Source organism: Bradyrhizobium sp. 2S1, assembly GCF_011516625.5.
GTDB classification, from domain to species: Bacteria; Pseudomonadota; Alphaproteobacteria; order Rhizobiales; family Xanthobacteraceae; genus Bradyrhizobium; species Bradyrhizobium septentrionale.
On the sequence record NZ_CP147717.1, the window covers coordinates 2,983,325 to 3,007,689 of the forward strand.

Annotated in this window: 15 protein-coding genes and 6 pseudogenes; 7 read left to right on the forward strand and 14 right to left on the reverse strand. The window is 62.7% G+C overall.

The annotated features are described in order from the left end of the window. Positions 1 to 12: 12 nt before the first annotated feature. The 6 genes and pseudogenes from HAP54_RS14085 to HAP54_RS14110 form a co-directional block, all read right to left on the reverse strand. Positions 13 to 306, reverse strand: a pseudogene (locus HAP54_RS14085) (adenylate/guanylate cyclase domain-containing protein); the annotation flags it as partial. Between the two features lie 72 nt (positions 307 to 378). Beyond that, positions 379 to 1,788 (reverse strand): integrase catalytic domain-containing protein, encoded by a 1,410-nt coding sequence (locus HAP54_RS14090; RefSeq protein ID WP_166293515.1) that lies wholly within the window; start codon positions 1,786 to 1,788, stop codon positions 379 to 381. Between the two features lie 329 nt (positions 1,789 to 2,117). Then, a pseudogene (istB, locus tag HAP54_RS14095) lies at positions 2,118 to 2,960 on the reverse strand (IS21-like element helper ATPase IstB); the annotation flags it as partial. Between the two features lie 8 nt (positions 2,961 to 2,968). Continuing rightward, positions 2,969 to 4,459 (reverse strand): annotated as a pseudogene (gene istA, locus HAP54_RS14100) (IS21 family transposase); the annotation flags it as partial. 57 nt (positions 4,460 to 4,516) lie between these two features. Continuing rightward, positions 4,517 to 5,011 carry an adenylate/guanylate cyclase domain-containing protein gene (locus HAP54_RS14105; protein ID WP_166300797.1) on the reverse strand — a complete coding sequence of 165 codons (495 nt, stop codon included), beginning with the start codon at positions 5,009 to 5,011 and terminating at the stop codon, positions 4,517 to 4,519. 607 nt (positions 5,012 to 5,618) lie between these two features. Continuing rightward, complete coding sequence (locus HAP54_RS14110) at positions 5,619 to 5,879, reverse strand: helix-turn-helix domain-containing protein (RefSeq protein ID WP_166300327.1); 261 nt, start codon at positions 5,877 to 5,879, stop codon at positions 5,619 to 5,621. A 139-nt stretch (positions 5,880 to 6,018) separates the two neighbouring features. On the opposite strand from HAP54_RS14110, the gene HAP54_RS14115 reads away from it, so the two are divergent. Next, complete coding sequence (locus tag HAP54_RS14115) at positions 6,019 to 7,032, forward strand: restriction endonuclease (protein ID WP_175619420.1); 1,014 nt, start codon at positions 6,019 to 6,021, stop codon at positions 7,030 to 7,032. Between the two features lie 30 nt (positions 7,033 to 7,062). Here HAP54_RS14115 and HAP54_RS14120 read toward each other — a convergent pair whose 3' ends face one another. After that, entirely contained in the window at positions 7,063 to 8,394 is a 1,332-nt protein-coding gene (locus HAP54_RS14120; RefSeq protein ID WP_166300799.1) for a site-specific DNA-methyltransferase, read from the reverse strand. A gap of 591 nt (positions 8,395 to 8,985) precedes the next feature. Here HAP54_RS14120 and HAP54_RS14125 point away from each other — a divergent pair. Continuing rightward, positions 8,986 to 10,328, forward strand: a pseudogene (locus HAP54_RS14125) (IS1380-like element ISBdi2 family transposase). 233 nt (positions 10,329 to 10,561) lie between these two features. Here the strand turns inward: HAP54_RS14125 and HAP54_RS52475 are convergent. The 4 genes from HAP54_RS52475 to HAP54_RS14140 all read right to left on the reverse strand — a co-directional run bounded on the left by HAP54_RS52475 (position 10,562) and on the right by HAP54_RS14140 (position 15,661). Continuing rightward, positions 10,562 to 10,987: a DUF5681 domain-containing protein gene (locus HAP54_RS52475; protein WP_224741267.1), complete on the reverse strand. Its 426-nt coding sequence runs from the start codon at positions 10,985 to 10,987 to the stop codon at positions 10,562 to 10,564. Beyond that, positions 10,984 to 11,472, reverse strand: coding sequence for a DUF5681 domain-containing protein (locus tag HAP54_RS14130; RefSeq protein ID WP_166300319.1), 489 nt, complete (start codon positions 11,470 to 11,472; stop codon positions 10,984 to 10,986). Before HAP54_RS14130 ends, HAP54_RS52475 begins: the two co-directional genes overlap by 4 nt. Before the next feature lie 1,138 nt (positions 11,473 to 12,610). Beyond that, positions 12,611 to 14,203: an ABC-F family ATP-binding cassette domain-containing protein gene (locus tag HAP54_RS14135; RefSeq protein WP_166300802.1), complete on the reverse strand. Its 1,593-nt coding sequence runs from the start codon at positions 14,201 to 14,203 to the stop codon at positions 12,611 to 12,613. Between the two features lie 138 nt (positions 14,204 to 14,341). Further along, positions 14,342 to 15,661: an Hsp70 family protein gene (locus HAP54_RS14140; RefSeq protein WP_166300805.1), complete on the reverse strand. Its 1,320-nt coding sequence runs from the start codon at positions 15,659 to 15,661 to the stop codon at positions 14,342 to 14,344. A 248-nt stretch (positions 15,662 to 15,909) separates the two neighbouring features. On the opposite strand from HAP54_RS14140, the gene HAP54_RS14145 reads away from it, so the two are divergent. Further along, the gene (locus HAP54_RS14145) at positions 15,910 to 16,659 is read left to right on the forward strand and encodes a class I SAM-dependent methyltransferase (protein ID WP_166300808.1); all 750 of its coding nucleotides are present in this window, start codon (positions 15,910 to 15,912) and stop codon (positions 16,657 to 16,659) included. A 29-nt stretch (positions 16,660 to 16,688) separates the two neighbouring features. Here HAP54_RS14145 and HAP54_RS14150 read toward each other — a convergent pair whose 3' ends face one another. Then, entirely contained in the window at positions 16,689 to 17,645 is a 957-nt protein-coding gene (locus HAP54_RS14150) for a LysR family transcriptional regulator (RefSeq protein WP_166300811.1), read from the reverse strand. 98 nt (positions 17,646 to 17,743) lie between these two features. On the opposite strand from HAP54_RS14150, the gene HAP54_RS14155 reads away from it, so the two are divergent. Both HAP54_RS14155 and HAP54_RS14160 read left to right on the forward strand, forming a co-directional pair. Beyond that, positions 17,744 to 18,925, forward strand: coding sequence for an MFS transporter (locus HAP54_RS14155; RefSeq protein ID WP_166300814.1), 1,182 nt, complete (start codon positions 17,744 to 17,746; stop codon positions 18,923 to 18,925). Then, a pseudogene (locus tag HAP54_RS14160) lies at positions 18,922 to 19,011 on the forward strand (aldo/keto reductase); the annotation flags it as partial. The gene HAP54_RS14155 and the pseudogene HAP54_RS14160, both read left to right, overlap by 4 nt. 33 nt (positions 19,012 to 19,044) lie before the next feature. Here HAP54_RS14160 and HAP54_RS14165 read toward each other — a convergent pair. Further along, positions 19,045 to 19,947, reverse strand: coding sequence for a helix-turn-helix transcriptional regulator (locus tag HAP54_RS14165; RefSeq protein WP_166300817.1), 903 nt, complete (start codon positions 19,945 to 19,947; stop codon positions 19,045 to 19,047). A 311-nt stretch (positions 19,948 to 20,258) separates the two neighbouring features. On the opposite strand from HAP54_RS14165, the pseudogene HAP54_RS14170 reads away from it, so the two are divergent. Further along, positions 20,259 to 21,898: pseudogene (locus HAP54_RS14170) on the forward strand (flavin-containing monooxygenase). An 89-nt stretch (positions 21,899 to 21,987) separates the two neighbouring features. Then, positions 21,988 to 23,181 (forward strand): serine hydrolase domain-containing protein, encoded by a 1,194-nt coding sequence (locus HAP54_RS14175; RefSeq protein ID WP_166300820.1) that lies wholly within the window; start codon positions 21,988 to 21,990, stop codon positions 23,179 to 23,181. 39 nt (positions 23,182 to 23,220) lie between these two features. On the opposite strand, the gene HAP54_RS14180 is transcribed toward HAP54_RS14175, so the two are convergent. Further along, positions 23,221 to 24,354 (reverse strand): threonine synthase, encoded by a 1,134-nt coding sequence (locus HAP54_RS14180; RefSeq protein ID WP_166300823.1) that lies wholly within the window; start codon positions 24,352 to 24,354, stop codon positions 23,221 to 23,223. Positions 24,355 to 24,365 lie beyond the last annotated feature (11 nt).

Below are 24,365 nucleotides of genomic sequence, written 5' to 3' on the forward strand. Positions count from 1 at the left end.
CTTTTCGCCGAAACCCTTGAGCGCGACGGTGCCGAGATCGCGATACTCGAAGAGGCCCCCCGTCAGCCGGCGTGTTGTTGACGAGATAACCACCGTGCCGGGCTCAGCCAGGGTCTGGAACCGAGCCGCCAGATTCGGAGTTTCTCCCACGACCGCCTGCTCCTGCGCGGCACCCTTACCGACGAGGTCGCCTACCACGACCAACCCGGTCGCAATCCCGATCCTGACCTGCAGCGGCACGCCGGCTGCCGTGTCGAGGTTGGGCACGGCTTTGACCAGTGCAAGTGCAGCTTGTACAGCGCGTTCGGCGTCATGTTCATAAGCTAGGTGTCAATCGGCCTGCAAATTTGACCCCTCGTATTGCCTCAGGAAGTAATGTTACCCGGGATGAAGGTCTACGAACTGCCCCAGACCGGTCTCGAGCCGCGGCCAGCTCGGTGGAGAGGCTGTGGGCGGGGCGGAGTGCTCATCACACGCAGCGCCGTCCACAGCCTCGGGCCGTATTTCATCCACGGGCATGGATACGATGGCTGTCTCCGCCACCTTCCGCCGGAGGGACCGAAGCAGGCGCTGAACGATCGAATGCTGCTTGTCGCTGAACATCGAAGGATCGATCGTGGCGAGCCTGCCCACGATGGCCAGTGCAGTGAGCTGTGGCTCGACGGCGAGCCAGTTCTCGATGATCGCGAGATGGGGATCGAGCTTCGAGGGCATGCGAATACGCTTTTTGTATCGCCGTTTCGGCCGGCGGTGCGTGGCCCGCACTTCGGCGGTGTTTGCCGCCGTGCCGAGCGATCGGGCAAACGAGAGCGGATCAGCCGGCGATACGGTGGGAACCTTCGCAAGACCGCGCTTGCCGATCCGTTCGCCGAGCTCTTCCTGCGCCGTGCGGATCGTGGCAAGCAATTGTATGGGATCGAGAGTCCGATACGTCTGGCGCAGACGGCGCTTGACCGCTGATGGGAGTTTCGGGTGCCCCAGTGCACGTTCGTATGGTGTGGCAGGCGGATGATAGCGTTTGATGATCTTGGCACCCTCGCGGCGCTTCTCTTTGAGCTTGAATGACGGCTGGAAGAAGTTCACCAGCAGGCGCGCCGCCGCGTAGAGACGTGCCATCACGCGGGCCGTCTCGACCCCGTCGAAGCGCCCGTATCCGACGAGCCGCCGGACCACCGCACCGTTCTTCTGCTCCACGAAAGCCTGATCGTTCTTTTTGTAGGCACGTGACCGCGTTACCTCGATCTTCTGTGCTCGGCACCATGGAACGACGACGTCGTTCATGAACGCGCTGTCGTTATCGAAGTCGGCGCCACAGATCACCCACGGGAACAGGCCCTGTGCTCGCGTCATCGCTTCCACGACGAGGCTGCCATCGCGTGTCACCAGGGGCAGGCATTCCGTCCATCCTGTTGCGATGTCCACCATGGTCAAAGTCTGGATAAACGAGCCGGCGACGCTGGTCCCACCGTGCGCGACCATGTCGATCTCGCAAAAGCCTGGCGGCGGGTTTGCCCAGTCATTGAAAGTGCGGATCGGCACCTCGCGTCGAATCGCCGAGTAGAATCCGACTCGCCGCCGGCGCCCCCCAGCAGCCGCAATTTTAACGTCGATCAACATCCGATCGATCGTCGCCGCGCTCAGAGTTGTCAGCAGCGCACGCTCTGCGCTCGTTGGCTTCAGCCGGCCATGCCGCTCGAGTGCGGGCAACAGCACTGGGATCATCGATACGAGGCGCTTACCGCAGACGCGATCGGAGGCTTCCCACAGCGCGATCAGCGCGTCGCGCACGCTGGCGTATTTGCGTCGCCGACTTGTCGCTGGTTCGGTTGGGCTCGTTGCCCCTTCGTCCAGTGGTGGTCTGGGCCTGTCCCTTCCGGCAACCGACAGTGCTCGCACCGCGTGCTTGCGGTGCCAACCCGTCGTTGCTGTCAACTCGTCAAGGATCCGTCCCTTCTCAACTCGTCCAGCCGCACGGTAGCGCCTCGCCACCACGGCCAACACCTCGCGCCTTGCGCCCATGCTGATCCCGCTCGCCATTGGCGCCACCGACCTGATTCGGTAACGCCGCCCCAGTCATCAGCGGAATTGTTCGGTAACATTTTCGATGAGGCAATGCGCCCCTCATCGGCGTCCAATTTTGACCCCTTCGTGCGGCGGGCTTTGCTGGTAGCGCTCGTCTCGTCGGAGCTGGCCGGGATAGCGGAGGCGAGACGAGCGCGGGTGGCGTGATCGTCGTCTCGGCTCTTGAACCGCCAGCTATCGTTGCCGGTCTCGACAATGTCGCAGTGATGGGTCAATCGGTCGAGCAGCGCTGTGGTCATTTTGGCGTCGCCGAACACGCTCGGCCATTCGCCGAAGGCGAGATTGGTCGTCACGATGACGGAGGCGCGCTCATAGAGCCGGCTGACGAGGTGGAAGAGGAGCTGGCCACCGGACTGGGCGAAGGGCAAATAGCCGAGTTCATCCAGCACGATGAAGTCCATCCGGGTCAGATGCTCGGCGAGCCGTCCTTGCCGTCCGTTGCGGGTCTCGGTCTCGAGGCGATTGACGAGGTCGACTACGTTGAAGAAGCGGCCGCGGGCACCGGATCGGATGCAGCTTCTGGCGATGGCAATGGCCAGGTGGGTCTTGCCTGTGCCGGTGCCGCCAACCAGCACGACATTGCGTTGCTGGGCGATGAAGCCGCCGCTGGCGAGATCATTGACGAGAGTCTGATTGATCGGCGTGCCGTCGAACTGGAAGTCGGCGATGTCCTTGGCAAGCGGCAGCTTGGCAATGGTCAGCTGGTATTTGATCGAGCGGGCCTGCTTCTCGTTGATCTCGGCGTTAAGCAGGTCGCCGACAATGCGCTGAGGTTCGTGCTGGCGCTTGACGGCAGTTGCCATGATCTCGTCGAAGGCAGCCTTCATGCCGTAGAGCTTGAGCTCGCCCATGAGGTCGAAGATTTGGGTTCGTTCCATCAGATGGTCCTCCGGAGGTTGTCGTAGCGGGCACAATCGGCGATCGGTGCATGACGGAGCGTCAGTGCGGCCGGCGTCATGATGTTGGCCGGTGGGGCGGGTTCACGTTGACGGGCCAGGATGTTGAGCACGACATCGGCGGAATGGACGCCATGACCGAGCGCTTCGGCACAGGCCGCTTCCACCGCGGACAGACCGTCAGTCAGCACCGCGGTGAGGATGTCGACCATCTGCCGATTGCCATCGTCGGTGCTGGCAAGCTTGCGCCGGATCCGCTCGATCGCGGCCGGCAGCACCCAGTCTTTGAAGGGAGCGCCGTTGCGCAAGGCACCGGGTTTGCGAGCCAGCACCGGCACATAGTGCCAGGGATCATAGGTCGTCTCGCCGCGGCCAAAGGATCGCGGGTGCTCGGCAACGATGCGTCCATCCTGACGGATCACGATGCGGTCGGCATAAGCCTGGACTTCGACCGGCCGTCCGACTGCGCTGGCTGCGACCGAGTACTTGTTGTTGTCGAAGCGCACCAGGCAGGTCTTCGAGACCGATGCCGTCACCGCATGGAAGCCGTCGAAGCGGCCGGCATAGGGAACGAGCTTGGGACGCTCGGCTTCGAACACTTCCCAGATCGTCTGATCGACCAGCTCCGGGTGGCGATGAGCCTTGGCGTAGGCGATGCATTTGTCGAGCAGCCAGGCGTTTAACTCGTCGAGGTTTTTGAACCGCAGCCGCGGCGTGAAGAAGCGCTCCCGGACCAGCCCGACCTGGTTCTCGACCTGCCCCTTCTCCCAGCCCGACGCCGGCGTGCAGGCGACCGGATCGACCAGATAGTGGCTGCACATCTGCAGGAAGCGGCGATTGTAGAGACGCCCTTTACCGACGAAGATCGTCTCTACGGCGGTCTTCATGTTGTCGTAGATGCCGCGGGTGCAGGTGCCTTTGAACAGAGCGAACGCCCGGTCGTGGGCGTCGAACACCATCTCCTGCGTCTCCCGCGGATAGGCCCGCACGAACAGCATGCGGCTGTGACAGAGCCGGACATGGGCGGCCTTCACCATCACCGTGGTCCCGCTCAGCAAGACCACCTCGTGGCTCCAGTCGAACTGGTAGGCTTCGCCTGGGGCAAAGCTCAGCGGGACATAAGCCGCCGCGGTCGATTGCCCGCGTTCTTTGCTCCACCGCCTGGCGTAACGCCGCACGGCATCGTAACCGCCGTCGTAGCCGCGGCCGCGCAGCTCTTCGAAGATCCGGATCAACGTCAGCTGTTCACGAGCCGATTTGGCCGCGTTCGCCGCCAGCAATCCGTCAAGCTCTACTGCCCATCGTCCCAGCTTTGGCCGCGGCTGCACCTGCCGCTCGTACTCGAAGGAGGTCTCTCCCGACCTCAGCACCTTCCGGACCGTGTTCCGCGACACCTTCAGGTCACGGGCGATCTCCTTGATCGTCTTGCCCTTGATGAAGTGCTCGCGCCGGATCCGGGCAATTGTCTCCACGATCAGCATCCCCCACCACCTGCTTCGTTCCAAAGCAGGCAGCGCAACAGATCAATCTGTAGGGGGTCAATTTTGGACGCCGATCCCCCGGCTTAGGGGGTCAATATTGCAGGCCGAATGACAAGCTAGGGGATAACCGAAATAGGCGAGCACGCCGTCCCCCATGTACTTGGCGACAAAACCTCCTTTCTGCTCGATCAGCTCCGTGCAGCAGCGATGATACGCGCCGATCACCGCACGCAGGTCTTCGGGATCGAGCCGCGTGGACAGGCTGGTCGATCCCACGAGGTCACAGAACATCACGGAGAGCTGGCGCCGCTCAGCTTCGTCCCGCCGCTTAGTTTCCGGCAGCCCCGCGGACCGAGAGGCAGCGCGGGCCGCACCCGCGAGCTCGGCAATCGCCGCCAGCATTTTCCGGCGATGGCCAAGCGAAACTCCAAGCTCCTTCAGATCCTGATCGGTCAAAAGGTGCAGGACGGAGATGTCGACGTCATTTTCGGCAAACCGGTCCATGTACTCGGAAAGGCCGAGCGTGGCCAGCCACTCTGGAACTGACGACATCGGGGTCCGCATCCGGTGCCCCCCGTTTTACCTTCAATCGGGTCAGCCTATCAAAATGCCAAAGGCGCGGGCAGCGCTCGCTAGGATCGGCAGTGGAGATCTCATTTGGCCTTAAGCGGTAGCCCTGTGGGGCAATTCCTCGGCAAATCTCGCAACCCTAGCATTCGTCTGCCGCCGCATAATTCCCCTGATGAGACGCCCTGTCTAGGGCGTGCCGCTTTTGAATGACCGGTTTGGGTGGTGTTTTGACCGTCGGCCGATCTCTTCCGGTATACCCCAACAAAGCAGACATTCTTAGGGGCGTCGGCATGCTTCGAGCGTGCAAAACTCGGAAATGCTCGAAGGTCGGTTGAATTGCGCCGTTGGTTTCGCCGCTGAACGATCCAGCGGGTTACTTCCCCCAGTCGGCTGGGTCGAAGCACGTCGACGGCAAGCGGCTCACGAGACCCGCAAGACCGACGACGCGAACCTGTTGAGTTCGGCTCGAACGGACAGAAAATGACCGTCAACCGCACTGTTCCTCCCGTCTATAGTCGATAGCGATTGAACGGAGATTACGAACCTGGGCGAACCAACCCGAAGTCTCCTACAGAGCCAGCCGCGCAAGTCACATTGATTTCGCAAGCTTCCTAAGGATTGCGAGCGGATCGACCGACATCATGCGGCAAATCGTGATGAATTCGATGACGTCGATTCGCCGTTCTCCGCCCTCGAACTTGGCAACAAACGACTGAGGCTTGGAAAGTCGTTTGGCAAGTTGGGATTGGGTCAGGCCAGCGTTCTTGCGGGCGTTGGTCATAAGTTCGCGAAACGCGATTTGCGGCTCAGAATGAACCGATTTTTCGAGAATGCGCCCGCGCCTAGCCATGACCGCGGGAAGATGATCCGATGTTAGGATAATCCCAAAACAGGATAATTCTTAACTGTGATGTGCGAGCCTTTCGCTGCGCTCTCGACTTCAGCGCGCCCGCAAGCCAATTGCATTCATGGCTTTAGAGAGACGAGCAATGAATGAACAGAGCGACTGCGGTCCGGCGTGTGTCGCGGTGCAACAGGAAGCGCCGCTATCGCGTGCGCCTGCGACAGAGACTGACACGGGGCTCGATGTTGGTGACGTCCGGTACATCAAGCTCGGCGAAAAAGGCAAATGGGCAGCCCAAGCCATCAAAGAGGGGACGATACCCTTCGGCTACCGACAGATTGACCATGAAGCCTGTGCGCGAGGTGACTGGGAAATAGTGCGAAGCCAACTGCAGGCGATGGGACGAAGCGCAGCAGGGATCAGTCAAGGCTTGCGGGAACTAAAGGACTTTTATGACCTTCCTGCTGACACGATGTGGGTAACCTTTGCGGACGGGCACGTTTGGTGGGCGTTTGCCGAGGACGGTGTGCTGCCGGTCGATAGCGCTGAAGAATCGGACCCTGCCCGCTATCGTCGCACACGTGCAGGGTGGCGAAATACGGATCTTCATGGCCTGCCGCTTAGCGTCCGAACGCTGAGCTCGGCGCTGACCAGCACCGGCAACTATCAGATGACGATCTGCTCGATCCGGCGCGCCGACTACCTGCTGCGCCGGATCCGCGCCGAGGCCGACCCGCTTCGACAGGAGGCCGAGCGCATACTCTCGGAGAGCCGCAAGGTGGCGCTGAGATTGATTGAACGTCTCGACTGGCGAGATTTCGAAACGCTGGTTGACCTGATCTTTGCGCGTGGTGGGTGGCAGCGCACCAGTCTGCTCGGAGGCGAGCAGGCCGATGTTGATCTGCTTTTGACGCAGCCCGTGACCGAAGAAACGGCTTGGGTCCAGGTAAAATCCCGTTCGCGCCAGGCCGAATTCGATGACTATCTCGATCGCTTCATCCGGGAAGGGCGATTTGACCGCCTCTTTTATGTCTATCACACCGCGACCTCGCCGATCACGACGAGTGCGCGTAACGTGCACATCTGGTCGGCCGAGCGTGTCGCGAAGGCGGTCATCGATCTTGGTCTGCTCGGCTGGCTATCAGATCGGACAATCTGAAGACTTCTTACGGTCGCGAGTTACACCAAGTCACTCTTGGCGCGATTGCCTCCCTCGCGCTTCAGAGACCTCGGCAAAGTTCTCGCCGGTCCCTTCTAGGGTTGCCTGAAGACCGTGGGTAAGCTGCAAACGTTGCAAGGTAACGTCGCAATAGAGCGGGTCGATCTCGATACCATAGCCCTGCCGGCCGGTCTGCTCGGCAGCAAGTAGAGTTGTCCCGGAGCCCACAAAAGCATCTAAAATAATGCCTTTTCGATGTGAACAGTCCCTAATCGCATCGGCAACGAGCGAAACCGGCTTAATAGTCGGGTGCAGCTCGAGGTCAGAACGGTCGCCGCCAAAGCTGTTGACGCCCGCGTAGCTCCAGACGTTCGTGCGGTAGCGGCCATGTTTGCCGAGCTCCACGTTGTTAATATGAGATGATGTCCCCGATTTGAAGACGAAAATCAGCTCGTGCTGAGAGCGGTAGAGCGATCCCATCCCGCCATTATTCTTGGCCCAGACGCAGAGGTTCTTTAGCTCCGTATAGGCGGTCGCAGCAGCTGCCGAGACCTCTCGAAGATGGCGCCAGTCCATGCAAATGAAATGAATCGCGCCATCGGTGGCGAACGCGGCCAAGTGGACAAACACCGTGTTCAGGAAGGCCGTGAACTCGGCCTCGGACATTTCTCCGGAGGCCATTGCAAACTCGCGGTGCTGCACTTTCCCGAGCCCGCCGACATGTCCGAGAATCGGGACGTTGTAAGGGGGATCAGTAAAGACCATCTGGGCACTCTCGCCACGCAGGAGCGCCTGATAGGTCTCGCGCTTGGTCGAATCGCCGCAAATCAGGCGGTGCGCGCCGATTTGCCAGATGTCGCCGGGACGGGTGACAGCTGGGCCCGACGGCTCAATAATTGTATCGGCGCCGTCGTCGATGGATGCGGACGAAAGCTCCCCGATGAGAATGTCGATGTCGGGCAGTTCGAATCCCGTAAGGGTGAGATCAAGGTCAATATCGAGATCGCTCAAATAGCGGAATTCGAGCGCGAGCAATTTGCGGTCCCACCCGGCGTTCTCGGCAAGCTTATTGTCTGCGATCACGTAGGCGCGAATTTCCGCCTCGCTCATTTGGGACAAACGGACGGTCGGGACCTCAGACAGCCCGATCTGCTTGGCGGCCTCAAGCCGTCCGTGCCCCGCGATAACGCCACCGTTATCGTCGACGAGAATCGGATTCGTGAAGCCGAAGCGGCGTATCGCGTTAGCGATCTGCGCGATCTGTTTCTTTGAGTGGGTCCGAGGATTGTTTGAGCGGGGATTTAATTGATGTGTCGGAAAATAATCGATGGAAAGTCGTTGTTTTTGAACATGCTCCAGCATGAAAACCTCCTGTGCCTGGATCAAGGAGGTCTAGCGGAGCGATTAGCACCCAACATTCACAACAAATCGGCAGATTTATCTGAAGAGATTCGATTGAGAAACGCGCGCCAGTCTATGCTCAGATTGAGCTGAGCAATAACGATGCGGGCCGCTCGTTCATGCGGGGGGCCCGTCCACCAATGCTTCCCGCGCAACACGCTCCAACCCTGGAGTCCGCAGCGTTCTTCCCGCCGTTGGAGCCATGGCAGCAAATATTCATATTTTGCCACGGCGAGCGTCCATCGGCTTTTCAAGAGCGCGTTCTCCTTCCGTCGCCCGCGAGTGCCCTTGAGCCGGCCCTCAATCCCTATGATGACTACTCCGAGCAGCCAATCCGGAAATTGTTGGCCCGCGTTTGCGAGCAGAATGGCTTTCAGTTGCTCGCGAGTGGGTAGTATTCCCTGCTTAGTACGCTGTTCCCAGGTACTAACCCGTCTTATTCGTCAGAGTGCGCCTGAGAGGCTGGCGAGCGTGGTGTAAAGCGCTGATGCGGCGTAGGATTCGGTTGCAAAGCCAACCCCATCACCTTCAGCCGCGAACAGCACGCCCGCCATGACCGATGATACGATTCTGCCCTTCTCGTTTCCAGCCGTTCACGCCAAGAAAGTCACAGCTGCCTTCGATGGCGGTCGGCTGACCTCGAACGGGGGCGTGATGCTTCTGGCGATGGCCGAGCGGCGTCTCGGCTTGGCCGACAATTTGGCCCGGGGTTCCCGGATCGGCGCGATCCGACGCGGGTCGTGCACAGCCTTGTCGATATGTTCCGCGCGCGCATGTTCGCGATCTGCTGCGGCTACGAGGACGCCGACGACCTCGATCATCTGCGGTCCGATCCCGCATTCAAGCTGGCCTGCGGACGGCTGCCGGACACGGGTCGCGATCTGTGTTCCCAACCGACGCTGTCGCGGCTGGAGAATGCTCCGCGCCTGCGCGACGTGATCCGACTGACCTACACTTTGGTCGACGCATGGATGGATAGCTACCCGCGCGAGCCGGCATCCGTCACGCTCGACATCGATGATACCTGCGATGTCGTCCACGGCCATCAGCAGCTCTCGCTGTTCAACGCTCATTATGACGAACGCTGCTTCCTGCCGATCCACGTCTACGACACGGAGAAGAGCCGGCCCGTGGCGGTCGTGTTGCGGCCCGGCAAGACGCCGGGCGGCGTCGAGGTGCGTGCCCATCTGCGCCGCCTGATACGGCATATCCGGACGCGGTGGCACAACACGCGAATCACGTTCCGTGGCGACGGGCACTATGCCCGGCCGGAGGCCATGGCGTGGTGCGAGACCAACGGCATCGACTACATCTTCGGTCTGTCCGGCACCAAGCCGCTCGCCAGAAAACTCGACGAGGCCGCCGACGACATCCGCACGCGACGCGCCATCGAGAACCTGCCGGTTCTGCGTGGCTATACCGAGACGCGCCACAAGGCCAAGTCCTGGGATCGCGAACGGCGTACCGTCGCCCGTATTGAGGCGACGATGCTCGGCCTCGACATCCGTTTCGTCGTCACCAGCCTCGATGTCGGCTCGGCCGAGTGGATCTACGACAGCCTGTATTGCGCGCGCGGCCAAGCCGAGAATCTGATCAAGCTGCATAAGACACAGCTCGCCTCCGATCGCACCAGCTGCCGTTCGGCGCTCGCCAATCAAGTCCGCCTCGTTCTCCACACCGCCGCTTATTGGCTGATGCTGACCGTGCGCGACGCGATTCCCAAAGCCCGGGAATTGGCCACAGCCGAGTTCGCGACGCTGCGTCTTCGTCTCTTGAAACTCGCTGCCCGTGTCGTCGAGACCACGAGCCGCATTCGCCTTGCGTTTGCCGCGGCATGTCCCGAAGCCGACCTGATCCGCGGCTTGCCAGGCGCGCTGCTGCCTCTCGGTCCTTGACCGGCGGGGCGTCCGCCCCCCGTTCGCCCAACCTACACCTCAAGCGCGTTGCAAAGTACGGGTCGGTCAGGCGGTGAAAAGCCGAAGGCAATCCCGCGCGCCTCGTCAGAGCAGATGTGCGGCCACATCAATCGGACTAAAAAAAGCACTCTCACGAATAGGACGGGCTAAACTCGGTCTCAGCGCCGAACAGCCCGTAAAGATCGGGATCAGATTTCATCGCCGCTCTCCGCCTATTGTTCGCGAGGAGTAACCGATCTTAATAGCGGATCGTCCCAGAGTTCTGGGTTAGTTTTGAACCTGTTTTCGAACATAGTGCGTCTTATCCAGGCCTCAGGCTCCATGACTTCCGGGACCAGCAGCAAGCTTCCCTCTTCGCCGTTAGGATTCAGGCGAGCGCGACAATCGTCCAACCATTTTACGGCTCTGAGATTACCCTCCATCGCAAGATCGCGCATCGTCATCAAGAGCAGCTCGTAAGTCGTTATTTGCTCCTCGCGTCCGTTTCGCTGGAAGCGATGAATCTCCCTGGCAATATCGTGCGCTATCGCCTTCTCACCTCTTGCCCCCTTTGGACGCCCCTGGGCGCGGCGCTGCCCGTGTCCAAACTGCCTTCCTATAGGCGGTCGACCTCTTCCAACCTCGTTACGCTCGCTCATGGGAGAATTCCTCCTGCTTCATATTCGCGTTCGTGGTCTGTCATTGTCATCTCGTACTGCTTTCGCCCCCAGGAGATATGCCGTTTTCTCCAATCGTTCGGCGGGATCCGAAATTTCTCAAGAATTAAAGAAGCCATTCGATGGGGCATGCTGTTGGTCGGAAGGGTGACTACTCCGCTTGTCTGAGGCCGTTCAGTGCATGCATGCTTATCGAACAACGCGAGAAGATGAGCGACTGATAGAAAATGCTTGTCCTGAACTGCCCTCTTTAGGATGCGCCTTAACTCAATCTCCTTCGCTGACATTTGCTTGGTCTGACCGCCTCTCTGGACCGAAAACACCTCGTCCAAAATCTCGAGTGGATCGATTTTGATTGGACCCCTTCTCTTTCGGCGGCCTCCCGGATTGCCCGACTTACCCTTTCTAAACCGGCTTGATTTTGGAGGCCGCCCGTAGCCGACCTCGTAATCGCCTGAATCTGCCATGATCGCTCTCCCGCGCTTCATCAATCTCCATAGGGTTCGCTTGCGGTTGAAGCTGCCGGTGAGGCTAGGACGATCGGCTCCGTCGCCTCGGCGCGCACAAAAAAGCGGCCCCGGGAATCAACCGAAACCGCGCAATCTGCCCATGCAGCGTCGAGGTACCTTAAGATCAGCTCCGGCCCATGCCGGCTCTCTGTCGCAATGGGGAGAATTTAGCGACCCATGCCGCTCACTCAATCACCCATCTCAGGCACCAGAATGTAGACTGATAGGTCCGCACTTTCAAGTCGGAGACGAACATTGCCTATATCTGCGAGACAATTTCCCTGCTCGTGCGCGCAAATTTCCCTGCTCCGGATCTTCGGAGCCTTCTGCCCATCTGCCTGAATCTGTGCGGCAATCGCTTATCAGGATCAGCAAATAGACCGGCCGGAGGGGAATCTTCCCAGTAAATTCCCTGATATCAGGGAATTTTTGGCTGAGACCGGTTCGCAGATGACTACCTCCACCGCCATTCTTCGTTCTGTCTGGCTTTGGGTTGCAGGCAGCGAAGAGCCGAGTGGCTTGACAACCTCTCTGAAATCGAAGGGTGGGCAGAGCGCAGTGCCAGCCACCTTTCGGGCTGTCCGGCGGCGGCCGGCAGGGCAAATCAATTCCTGAAGTGCATTTGATTGCCAGGCTGCGGTGCATCTCGCGCCGCATCACGTAACGCTTATCAATCGGGATTTTCCAAGATGGCCTTCGCGCATTTCTTGATCGCGGTCGGTGCCGTTTCTTTGTTGCTGGCCAGCTTCATCGCATTTGCCCTTTGGAGAAACGCGCTCCATTCGAGGGCGCGAATTTAGCAACAGGCGAGATTGAGCTCCGACGGCCTCGTTCATGGGGATGAGCGAGGCTGGCGGAATGGCCGCACCGCCGCGCGGCCTGACAGCCGAGCACCGCGCCTTCCACCTACCCCAAGGCGACGCGTGCTCGGCTGTTCACTCTCTGATCAGCCGCATCGTTCGAATTATTGATTGCGTGAAAGCAATTGCCGCTGGCTACTTTGCATGGGGTTGTTTTCGATATTTTGGTGGGAACCGTGGCCGCCAGGCTGCAATCAGATCCGTGCCGAGGGAGGACCCGGACAATCCGTCTATCGCTAGCGGGTATACGCAGCGAGGTCCAACCTGCGCCCGATCGCGATCGCCTCGAGGAAAGTCTCGTCGTGGCTCACGGCCAGCAGCGCGCCGTCATAGGCACGCAGTCCGGCCTCGACCGCTTCCATGGAAGAGATGTCGAGATGGTTGGTCGGCTCGTCGAGGATCAGGAGCGGCGGCGGCGTGACGCCGCCCAGGACGCAGGCGAGGCCGGCGCGAAGCAACTGGCCGCCGCTGAGGCCCGAGACGGCCTGCAGCGCGGCATCGGCGCGGAACATGAATCGCGCCAATGCCGCCCGACAGGCGTTCTCGCCGGCATTCGGATTGATGCGCCGGAAATTATCGAGGATGGAGGCTGACGCATCGAGCAGGCCGACTGCCTGATCGAACATTGCAAAGCGGGTCATCACCTCGACGGTGCCGCGCGACGGCGACAGCTCGCCGCTGACGAGCTTGAGCAATGTCGTCTTGCCGGCGCCGTTGGCGCCTGTGATCGCGACACGCTCCGGGCCTGACATGGAGAAGGTGAGACCACGCAGGATCGGCGCGTCCGCGGTGTAACCGACGTCAGCGGCTTCGATCCGCAGCACCATCCTGCTCGCCGGCAAATGCGTCGACGGCAGTTGCACCGAAAGCGGTTGCAGCACCTCGATGCGCTGCCGTGCCGCGGTGGCAAGTTCGAGCGCTTGCGCCCGCCGGCGCTCGGCGAGGCGGGCGTTCTCGCCGCCGCTATCTTCGGCGCGATCCTTGCGCAGTCCGGCGGCGATGCGCGGCATATCGCCCTTGGCGTGCTTCTTCGCGCCGGCGCCGTCCTTGCGGGCCTTGCGCTCGGACGTTTCCCTCGCCTTGCGGTCGATCTCGGCGACGCGCTTCTCGGCATCGGCCAGATCGTGTCTTGCTGCCGAAAGCTCGACGGCCCTGCGCGCGCGGTACGCGCTCCAATTGCCGCCATAGCGTCTGGCCTCCAGCGAGGTCAGTTCGACGATCGCATCCATGCTCTCCAAGAGCTCACGGTCGTGGCTGACGATGATGGCGCCATGGCGCCAGTCGGCGAGCAGGTCGATCACCGCCTTGCGCCCCGCGCGATCGAGATTGTTGGTGGGCTCGTCGAGCAGCAGAAAGTCGGGCTCTGCAAAAGTCAGCGCGGCGAGGCGCGCCCTGGTGGTTTGCCCGCCGGACAACGTTGTCAGTGGCGCGTCGAGCACATCGTTCAGTCCGACGCGCTCGAGTGCAGACGCGATGCGGGTGTCGAGCGTCCAGTCGACATCCGCAAGCTCGTCAGCGGTCGCAAGGCCCTGTTCGGCGCTGCGCAGGGCGGCCAGTGTGTGGCGCGCACCGAACAGATCGACGACGCATTCGTCCGGTGTCAGCTGAACCGTCTGATGCAGCATGGCGACGCGTCCCTGAACCGAGACCGTGCCGGAGTGCGGCGTGCGCCGGCCCGCGATCAGGTCGAGCAGCGTCGTCTTGCCGACGCCGTTCCTGCCGACAAGGCCGGTGCGTTCAGGGCCGAAACTGAGATCGATATTGGAAAGGAGAACCCGGCCGTCAGGCGCGGACAGGGTCAGATGCGAGAGCGTGATCGATGCAGGCATGGTGATGGATATCCCCGTGGGCAAGGCTGATGGGCGTTGCGGTCAGGGTGAAATCCATGGCTGTCGGCATCCTCTCGGATTGATGATTGCGGTGATGTAGTCGCGTATTAAGCCGGGATCAAGGCGCGACGCGCGTTGTCACGCCGCCGCGGCGAAGGTCCAGCGATCGGGATCGGGCGTGTGGCCGATCAAGGCGAGGCCATAGGCGATCGATTCGAACTGGTCTGCCGAGGTCAGCCGCGCCGCGCCAAAGCGCTCGGCGAACAGGCGCTGCACGGCCGGCACGAACGAGGTGCCGCCGGTCAGGAACACCTTCTCCACGTCGCGCGCGGTGATGCCGGACTTTGCCAGCGCTTCGTCGACGGTTGCGCCGAGACGTTCGATGTCGTCGGCGATCCAGGATTCGAAATCGTCGCGCGTCACGGTCGCGCCGATATCGATGCCTTCGCGGGCAAAGCGGAACTCGACGCGGTCGCGGCTCGACAGCGCGACCTTGGTGTCGGATACGGCGCGGTAGAGCGCAAAGCCGAGATCGTGGTCGACGATGGTGATGAAGTCGTGCAGCGGCGCCGGATCGAGCGCGGCGCGCGCGAGCTGCTGCAATTCGCGCAAATCGCCATTGCCCCTCATCATCGCGAGTTGATGCCAGCGAGCGAGGCTCGAATAATAATGGTTGGGGATCGGCAGCACCTTGTCGAACGAGCGGTAGTTGGTGCCCTTGCCGAGCCGCGGCGAGACGATGTGGTCGACGATACGGTAGTCGAAAGTGTCGCCGGCAATGCCGATGCCGGCGTGTCCCAGCGGCTCGGCGCGCAGCAAGCCGCCCTTGCGCGAGAATCGCATCACCGAGAAGTCGCTGGTGCCGCCGCCGAAATCGGCGACCAGCACCGTGGCATCGTGGTCGAGGCTGCGCGCAAAGGAGAACGCGGCGCCCACCGGCTCGTAGACATAGCGCGCGTGTCCGGCGCCGAGCCGCTCGAACGCGGCCCGGTAGCGCTGCATCGCGAGCTCGTCATTGGGATTGCCGCCGGCAAAGCGCACCGGGCGGCCGACCATGATGGTCGGCGCGCCGAGGTCGAAGCCCTCGCCGGCATGCCGCGTCAGCGTGCGCAGGAACGCCGCAAGCAGGTCCTCGAACTTGTAGCGCTGCCGGAAGATCTGGGTGGTGTTGAAGGCCGAACTCGCCGCAAACGATTTGAACGACTGGATGAAGCGATGGATCGTGCGGCCCTCGAGGAATTGCTCGATAGCCCACGGGCCGCCCTCGGCGCGCGGATGCAGGCCGGCGCCGGGCCGATCCTCCCAGAAGCACAGCGCGGACACATAGACGCTATGCGTGCGGCCGCCATGGTCGAATCTGACAGCCTCGACGCGGCCGTCGGCATCGGACAGCGCGACCACGGTGTTGCTGGTGCCAAAATCGACGCCAATCGAGACGGCGGGCGGAGCGCTCGACATTTTATGCTCGGATCTGTGATGTGAAGGGGGCGGACCTTTAGCGGCTTTGGCCGGACTTGCCAACCCTTTCTGGCGCGCGTGCGCGCACGCCGTCAGGGCAGGACGCAGCCCAGGGAACAGGCTGTGACGCCAAGATGACGATGTTCAGCGAAACGTGAATCGGCCCGCTCTTCCCGTCCTGCGCGCCCGCTGCTCTATACCGCCGGACAGGGTTTCACGGCACACGGCATGGCGCGCAGGAGAAGCGGATGACACTCAACCCCACGGCCAAAAATTATCGTGTCGCGGTCGCCGCTTACGAGGCCGGCCGTCCCAGCTATCCCGCCGATATTGTCGCTGCGCTGCCACTTCAAACCGCGCATTGCGTCGTCGATCTCGGCGCCGGAACCGGCAAGTTCACCCGGCTGCTGCTTCCACGCCTGTCCCCGACCGCCCGTCTCGTCGCGGTCGAGCCCGTTGCGGAGATGTCGGCCAGGCTGGCGAACGAAGCCAGGATCGAGGTGATCAACACGCGCGCCGATGCGATCGATCTTGCAACCGGCAGTGTCGATCTCGTCACCTGCGCCCAGGCGTTCCATTGGTTCGACAACGAACCGTCCGTCGCCGAGATCGCGCGACTGTTGCGCCCCGGCGGGACGCTGGCGCTGGTCTGGAACAACAGGGATGACCGCGCGCCGTGGGTCGACGCGTTGTCCGTCATGATTGAGCAGTATGCGGGAGATACGCCACGGCAACGCTCGGGGCGTTGGCGCTCGATCCTGAACGATCCACGCTTCGTGCTCGAGAAGGAAATCGTGCAGGACCATCCGCATCGGATGCCGCGACAGGGCGTCTATGAGCGCGTCGTGTCGACGAGCTATGTCGCCAACCTTCCCGACGCCGAAAAGGCGGTCCTTCGTGACAAGGTCGACGACGTCCTGCGTGAGGCTGGTCTCGGCCAAGCTGACGAGGTGGTGTTTCCCTATGTCACGCATCTCTATTTGCTGAAGCGGGTCTAGGTCCGTTCACGACATCGCCGCGCGATGCCTCACTTGCCGGCTACGATCTTCCATTGCCCATCGGCGCCATGGCGCAGCGCCGGGTCGCCGATGCGGATGTGTTGTGCGAGAAAATCGATGAAGGCGCGCACCCGCGCCGGCAGCGGACCGGCATGGCCGACATAGACCGCGTGGATGTCCTCGCGGTCGCCGGGATTGAGGTTTTGCAACACCGGCACCAGACGGCCGGCCTCGATATCAGAGCCGATGTGGAATAGCGCCAGCCGTCCCAGCCCGATGCCGCCGAGCGTGAGCTGGCGTGCCGCTTCGCCGTCGCTGACGCGGGCGACCGGCGGCGGCAGTGCTTCCTCGATCCGCTCGGCCCGGCGGAACGGCCAGCCGCGGATGCTGCGTGGAAAGGTCCAGCCGATGCCGCGGTGCGCGGTGAGGTCGGCCGGCGTCTTCGGCGTGCCGAAGCGGGCGAGATAGGACGGCGCGGCGACCACCACCATGCGGCTGGTGCCGAGCTTGCGCGCAATCAGCCGCGAGGCGCCGAGCGGGCCGACGCGGATCGCGACGTCGGCGCGCTCCTGCATCAGATCGACCAGCGTATCGGTCAGCACGATGTCGAGCGTGATGTCGGGATGCTCGCGCATGAAGCGCGGCAGCAGCGGCATCACATGCAGCATGCCGAACGGGATATTGCTGTTCACGGTGAGATGGCCGCGCGGCACGCAGGAGGCGGCCTCGCGTTCGGCCTCATCGATGTCGGCGAGGATGCGCTGGGCGCGCTGATAGAAGGCCTGCCCCTCCTCGGTGAGCTGCAGCTTGCGCGTGGTGCGGTTGACCAGCCGCGTGCCGAGCCGCGTCTCGAGCCGGGAGACCAGCTTGCTGACGCCCGACGGCGTCTGGCGCAGGCTGTTCGCGGCAGCCGTGAAGCCGCCGAGATCGACGACACGGACGAACACGTCCATCTCGCCGGAGCGATTGGTGTCTGATCGGGCCATCTTGAATTCACGTCACAAATGATTGGATTGACGCCATTCTAATCCTTCTGGCGCGGCCTCGCTATGTCGCATTGCGGAATCCTCATCCGGAGCGACACATGCCTGCTGCAGTCCTTGCCTTGACCGCCGGTGCCTTTGGCATCGGCACCACCGAATTCCTCATCATGGGACTGCTGCTGCAGGTCGCCGCGGACATGCAGGTATCCGTGTCCGCAGCGGGGCTGTTGATCTCCGGCTACGCACTCGGCGTATTCGTCGGCGCTCCGATCCTGACGCTGGCAACGCGACGGATGCCGCGCAAGGCGGTGCTGCTGGCACTGATGGCGATCTTCACGCTCGGCAATGCCGCCTGCGCGCTGGCGCCGAACAACGAACTGCTGATGGCCGCGCGCATTCTGACCTCGCTGGCGCACGGCACCTTCTTCGGCGTCGGCTCGGTCGTGGCGACAAGTCTCGTTCCGGAAGACAAGCGCGCCTCGGCGATCGCCACGATGTTCATCGGTCTCACGGTCGCGACCCAGCTCGGCGTGCCGTTCGGCGCCTGGTTCGGCCTGATGCTCGGCTGGCGCGCGGCGTTCTGGGCGGTGGCTGCGATCGGCGTGGTCGCCTTCATCGTGCTGGCGGTGCTGGTGCCCGGCCATGTCGGCGCCAAGGACAAGCCGGCGCTGCTGCGCGATGAACTCGCCGTGCTCGGCCGCCCGCAGGTGCTGCTCGGGCTTGCGATGACGGTGTTCGGCTTCGGTGGGTTGTTCGCGGTCTTTACCTACGTGCAGCCGATCCTGACCCGGCTGACCGGATTCTCCGACGCCGCGGTGTCGCCGATCCTGCTGGTGTTCGGCGCTGGACTCGCGATCGGCAATGTCGCGGGCGGAAGGCTCGCCGACAAGGGACTTGCGCGGGCCCTGCTCGTGTCGCTCGGTGGCCTCGCTGCCGTCCTCGTGGCGCTTGCTGCCGTGGTCTCGATCAAGGCACTGGCGGTGGCGCTGCTGTTCATTCTCGGCATCGCGGCGTTCGCAACGGTCGCGCCGCTGCAGCTTCGCGTGCTCGAAGCCGCCGGTGTCGAAGGGCGGACGCTGGCGTCGAGCCTGAACATCGCCGCCTTCAATCTCGGCAATGCGCTCGGCGCCTGGGCCGGCGGCGTCACCATCGATCGCGGCCTCGGCCTCGGCGCGCTGCCGCTGGTGGCGGCGCTGATCACCGCGATCGGGCTGTTGCTCGCACTGTGGAGCCTGCGTCTCGATCGACCGGTCGTCCTCGCCACGCAGTGCCCGGCCGAGTGAATCGCATCGACACCGCCGACGTCTATTGCAACGGCGCGTCGGAGGAGATTCTCGGCGCCGCGATCAAGGGCCGCCGCGACAAGGTGTGAGTCCGTCGCAGGTTCGCCGGCGTCGCTGTCTCACGCCTCGGCGCTGTGCTCGCAGACTTGCCTGCGGTATTCCGCCGGCGTCACGTTCATGTGCTGCCGGAACACGCGATTGAGGTGGCTTTGGTCGGCGAAGCCGGCCAGCAGGGCGATCTCCTTCAGCGCGACGCGGTCCTTGCGCAGATGCTGGCAGGCATGCTCCACCTTGCGCCGCAGGACATAGGCATGTGGCCGCGTGCCGTAATGCACGCGGAATTTGCGGGCGAACTGGATCGGCGTGCAATTGCAGATGTTCGCCAGCTCCTCCAGCGTGATGTTCCGGAAGATGTTCTGCTCGATATAGTCCTCGATCAGCCTTGCATGCGCCGGCCTGAAACGTCCCTGCGCGCACGGCATCTTGAATTCGATCGCCGCATATTTCCGCAGGATGTGCACGCTCGCCTGCAGCGCCAGCGCGTCATAGCACAGGCGTCCGCCCGGACCACCTGCGGCAACCTCCTGAACCATCTGGTCGTTGATCCAGGTCAGCATCGGATCTTCGGCCTTGAGCAAATCGTGCAGTTCGATCGTCTCGGCATCGCGGTCGAAGGCATCGCTCGCGGTCTTCATCATGAGGGCGGGAGCGATATAGAAATGCGTGACCTCGATGTCATTCTTCCAATGCCAGCTCGATGGCTCCGCGCGGGTCAGCAATGACGTGACGCCGCGACCGACGTGATCCTGCTTCCACGCGCCGGTGACGCGGCGGTTCATCGACGTCACGCCGTCGCGATAGAGCACGAGGAGGAAGTTGGCCGACGGCGGAACCCAGATGTCCGACGGCGCATAACGGAAAATCCGCAGCCGGAAATCGTTCCGCCCGACCGCCGCACTATCCAGCTTCAGCTCACCGGGAGCGTAGCGCGGCAGCTCCTCGACCGTGATCAACTGGCCCATCGCGCGAGCCTCCTCCTTGGAGTCTGTCCCTGGAATGCCTGGCGCAGTTGACCGCTGCTTCTTGGCCGGATGACTGGGCGCAGAATAGGCCACTTTCGCCGGTTGCCAAGCCGACCAATGGCCGGCGGTTCGATTGAATGGCGGCGTTCAAGAGATTGTCGGTTTCATCCAAGCCATCAGGTCGAACGGCCCGTAGCCTGCCCTGCGTTTCGGCACAGTGCGTGCGGCCGAGACCCAATTGACGCAACGCACCATCGTCCGGCGACACGGCGGGGTGGGAGCGTGTGTGAAGCAAAACACAGGAGGAAACGATGACCGAGGCCGTCACAAGGTCCAATGGAAGCAATGGTGCGCGTGCCACGACCAAGCTCGACGCCGTTGTCGTCGGCGCCGGCGTCGCCGGTCTCTATCAGCTGTTCCGATGCGGGAGCAGGGACTGAACGTCCGGGCGATCGATGCCGGATCAAGCGTCGGCGGCACCTGGTACTGGAACCGCTATCCCGGCGCGCGCTTCGATTCCGAAGGCCACACCTATCAGTACCTGTTTTCCGAGGATCTCTACAAAGGCTGGAGCTGGAGCGAGCGGTTCCCGGGGCAGCCGGAAATCGAGCGCTGGCTGAACTACGTCGCCGACCGCCTCGACCTCAAGAAGGACATCCAGTTCGGCACCACGGTCAAGAGCGCGCACTTCAATGAAGCGACGCAACGCTGGCTGGTGACGACGGACCAGGGCGGTGTGATCGACACCCAGTTCCTGGTCACCTGCTGCGGCATGCTCTCGGCCCCGCACGTGTCCTTCCCGGGACAGGAGACATTCAAGGGCAAGCTGTTCCACACTGCGCGCTGGCCTAAGGGGCCGATCGAGCTCGCCGGCAAGCGCGTCGGCGTGGTCGGTAACGGCGCGACCGGAATCCAGGTGATCCAGACGATCGCGGGAGAGTCCGGTCATCTCAAGGTGTTCATCCGCACGCCGCAATACAGCATCCCGATGAAGAACCCGAAATGGGATGCGTCGGACGCCGAAGCATACAAGTCGAAATTCAAGTTCCTTACCGAACGGCTGCCGAAGACGTTCACCGGATTCGAATTCGACTTCGAGCACGTCTGGGCCGACCTGACGCCGCAGCAGCGTCGCCAGGTGATCGAGGATTGCTGGAACGACGGATCCCTGAAATTGTGGGTGGCATCCTTCGCCGAACTGTTCTTCGACGAATCCATCAACGCCGAGATCACCGAATTCGTGCGCGAGAAGATGCGCGAGCGGATCAAGGATCCCAAGCTGTGCGAGTTGCTGATTCCGTCGGATTACGGCTTTGGCACGCACCGCGTGCCGCTGGAGAGCAATTTCCTCGAAGCCTTCCTCCGGCCCAATGTCGAGATCGTCAGCGTCAAGGACAATCCGATCGCGCGCATCACGCCCGAGGGCATCCAGACCGCCGACGGCACTGTTCACGAGCTCGACGTCATCATCCTGGCGACAGGGTTCGACGCCGGCACGGGCGCATTGACGCGCATCGACATCCGCGGTCGTGACGGACGGTCGTTGAAGGAGGATTGGGGCCGGGATATCCGCACCACGATGGGCCTGCAGGTCCATGGCTATCCGAACCTGTTCACGACCGCGGTGCCGCTCGCGCCCTCGGCCGCGCTCTGCAATATGACCACCTGCCTGCAGCAGCAGGTCGAGTGGATCGCCGACTGCATCAAGCATTTGCGCGGCAAGAACCTCCACGTCATCGAGCCGACCAGGGACGCCGAGGATCAGTGGGTGGCGCATCACGACGAGACCGCCAACGCAACGCTGATCGCGAAGACCAACTCCTGGTACCTCGGCTCGAATGTCGAGGGCAAGCCGCGCCGGGTGCTGTCCTACTGCGGCGGCGTCGGCACCTACCGCCAGAAATGCGACGAGGTCGCCGCAAGCGGGTATCTCGGATTTGTCATGCAGTAGAGCCGCGATCGCGATCCGGCGCCGCGGTCGTTGCTGACCGGCGGCGCCGCTCCTGATCGACCACATCAAACAAATATGGGAGGAAGACAATGAGCACGAATTTCAGTGCGGCAGCAGATGCGATTCTCGACGGCGTCGTGACATCCAGCCCGCGCGTTCCCGGCGTCGTTGCCATGGTGACCGACCGCCATCGCAACATCTATGAAGGCGCCGCCGGCAAGCGCCGCCTCGACCAGGCGGCGGACATGACGACCGACAGCGTGTTCGCGATCTTCTCGACCACCAAGGCGATCACCGGGACGGCCGTGCTGCAACTCGTCGAGGAGGGCAAGCTCGATCTCGACGCGCCGGCCAGGACCTATGCGCCCGACATCGGCAAGCTCCAGGTCATCGAAGGTTTTGACGACAAGGGCGAGCCAAGGCTGCGACCGCCGAAGCGCGACATCACCACGCGCATGCTGATGGTCCATAGCGCAGGCCTGAGCTACGACTTCATCAACCACACCTATAACCGGCTTGCGCAGGAGAAGGGGCAGCCCAGCGTCATCACCGCGTCCAAGGCGTCGCTGATGACCCCGCTGCTGTTCGATCCGGGTGAGCGATGGGAATACGGCACCAACATGGATTGGTGCGGTCAGATCGTCGAAGCGATCACCGGCCGCCGGCTCGGCGAGGTCTTCAGGACGCGGATCTTCGAGCCGCTCGGCATCAAGGATACGACGTTCGAGCTCACCGACGCGATGCGCCGCCGGCTCGCCGGCATTCACGCCCGCAATGCCGACGGTTCGCTCACGCCGATGGATTTCGAGCTGCCGGCCAATCCGGAAATCCACATGGGCGGCCACGGGCTTTACGGCACCATCGGCGACTACATGCGCTTCATCCGGATGTGGCTGAATGACGGGGCAGGCGAACATGGCCGAGTCCTGAAGCCGGAGACCGTGCGGATGGCGGAAAAGAACCATCTCGGCAACAACAAGGTCACCGCCATTACCGGCGTGATCACCGCGCTCGCCAACGACGCTGAGTTCTTCCCCGGCCAATCGAAGTCCTGGGCGCTGAGCTTCATGATCAATGACGAGCAGGCCCCGACCGGCCGCCCCGCCGGCGCGCTCGGCTGGGCCGGTCTCGCCAACCTGTTCTACTGGATCGACCGGCAGAACGGCTTCGGCGGATTCTGGGCGACGCAGATCCTCCCGTTCGGCGACCCGACATCCTTCATCGGCTACATGAATTTCGAGACGGCGTTCTACGAAGCCCTGAAGATGCGCAAGGCGGGTTAGAGAAACCCGCAGCCTCTCACGCGCACGGCTGAGGACGTTTCAGCCGTTTGCGAGCAACTCCGTGATCAGCGACGCCGCCTTGATGCCGGTGCCGCTGATGATGACGACGGTGCGCTCCGCCGGACGGATCGCGCCGCGTTGCTTCAGGACATCGAGCGCGGCGGCGGCCGAGGCCGAGGTCGGCTCGACGAACAGGCCGGTCTGCGCGAGCCGCTTCAATGCGGCGACGATGCCGTCCTCGGGGATCGCGACGGTGCCGCCGCCGCTCTCCTTCAGCGCCGCGATCATCTGCTTGAGCCGCAGCGGATGCTTGATCGCGGTGCCCTCGGCGATGGTCTTGCGGACCGCGCGATCGACCGGCGTGTCGAGGCCGGCGGCAAAACTGGCATCGACCGGCGAGCAGTTCAGCGGCTGCGCCGCGAACAGGCGCGGCAGCCGCGCGATCTGTCCGGCCGCCAGCAGCTCCTTGAAGCCGATATAGCAGCCGAGCAGGCTGCTGCCGGCGCCGACCGGCATGATGATATTGTCGGGCGCGGTGAAGCCGAAATCCTCCCAGATCTCGTAGGCCAAGGACTTGGTGCCCTGCAGGAAGAACGGCTGCCAATTGTGGCTGGAATAGACAATCTGCTTGGACTGGCGGATCGCCTCGGCCTCGGATTCCTCGCGCGGTCCTTCCACAAGCTGCACCTCGGCGCCGAAGGCGTGCATCTGCGCGACCTTCATCGGCGATGTCGTGGCCGGCGCGAGAATTCGGACCCGCATGCCGCCGGCCGCGCCATAGGCCGAAACGGAGGCGCCGCCATTGCCGGAGGAGTCCTCCAGCACCGCATCGACGCCGAGCTGGCGCAGCAAGGAGAGCATCACCGTGGTGCCGCGATCCTTGAAGCTCGAGGTCGGATTGAACCATTCGAGCTTGAAGTGCGGCCGTAGCTCATCCCACGGCTTCTCGACGACAGGCGTGCAGCCTTCACCCATCGTGATCGGCTGCCTGATCTCGACCGGCAGCGCCGCGCGATAGCGCCACAGCGACCGCGTCCCGCGATCGATGTCGTCACGGGAAATGCCCGGTAGCGGTGTGACCAGCAGTGGCTTGCCCTCGTCGGAGCACCAGCGCGGGACATCCAGCGGATAGAGCTTTCCGGTGAGCGGGTCGATGTAGGTGGGTGATGGCATCAATTCAGTCC

What these genes read in the sequence shown, in the direction of transcription:
- HAP54_RS14105 (WP_166300797.1), bottom strand. Translation starts at nt 5,011, where the DNA reads ATGTCGTCAGTTCCAGAGTGGCTGGCCACGCTCGGCCTTTCCGAGTAC.
- HAP54_RS14110 (WP_166300327.1), bottom strand. Translation starts at nt 5,879, where the DNA reads ATGGCTAGGCGCGGGCGCATTCTCGAAAAATCGGTTCATTCTGAGCCG.
- HAP54_RS14115 (WP_175619420.1), top strand. Translation starts at nt 6,019, where the DNA reads ATGAATGAACAGAGCGACTGCGGTCCGGCGTGTGTCGCGGTGCAACAG.
- HAP54_RS14120 (WP_166300799.1), bottom strand. Translation starts at nt 8,394, where the DNA reads ATGCTGGAGCATGTTCAAAAACAACGACTTTCCATCGATTATTTTCCG.
- HAP54_RS52475 (WP_224741267.1), bottom strand. Translation starts at nt 10,987, where the DNA reads ATGAGCGAGCGTAACGAGGTTGGAAGAGGTCGACCGCCTATAGGAAGG.
- HAP54_RS14130 (WP_166300319.1), bottom strand. Translation starts at nt 11,472, where the DNA reads ATGGCAGATTCAGGCGATTACGAGGTCGGCTACGGGCGGCCTCCAAAA.
- HAP54_RS14135 (WP_166300802.1), bottom strand. Translation starts at nt 14,203, where the DNA reads ATGCCTGCATCGATCACGCTCTCGCATCTGACCCTGTCCGCGCCTGAC.
- HAP54_RS14140 (WP_166300805.1), bottom strand. Translation starts at nt 15,661, where the DNA reads ATGTCGAGCGCTCCGCCCGCCGTCTCGATTGGCGTCGATTTTGGCACC.
- HAP54_RS14145 (WP_166300808.1), top strand. Translation starts at nt 15,910, where the DNA reads ATGACACTCAACCCCACGGCCAAAAATTATCGTGTCGCGGTCGCCGCT.
- HAP54_RS14150 (WP_166300811.1), bottom strand. Translation starts at nt 17,645, where the DNA reads ATGGCCCGATCAGACACCAATCGCTCCGGCGAGATGGACGTGTTCGTC.
- HAP54_RS14155 (WP_166300814.1), top strand. Translation starts at nt 17,744, where the DNA reads ATGCCTGCTGCAGTCCTTGCCTTGACCGCCGGTGCCTTTGGCATCGGC.
- HAP54_RS14165 (WP_166300817.1), bottom strand. Translation starts at nt 19,947, where the DNA reads ATGGGCCAGTTGATCACGGTCGAGGAGCTGCCGCGCTACGCTCCCGGT.
- HAP54_RS14175 (WP_166300820.1), top strand. Translation starts at nt 21,988, where the DNA reads ATGAGCACGAATTTCAGTGCGGCAGCAGATGCGATTCTCGACGGCGTC.
- HAP54_RS14180 (WP_166300823.1), bottom strand. Translation starts at nt 24,354, where the DNA reads ATGCCATCACCCACCTACATCGACCCGCTCACCGGAAAGCTCTATCCG.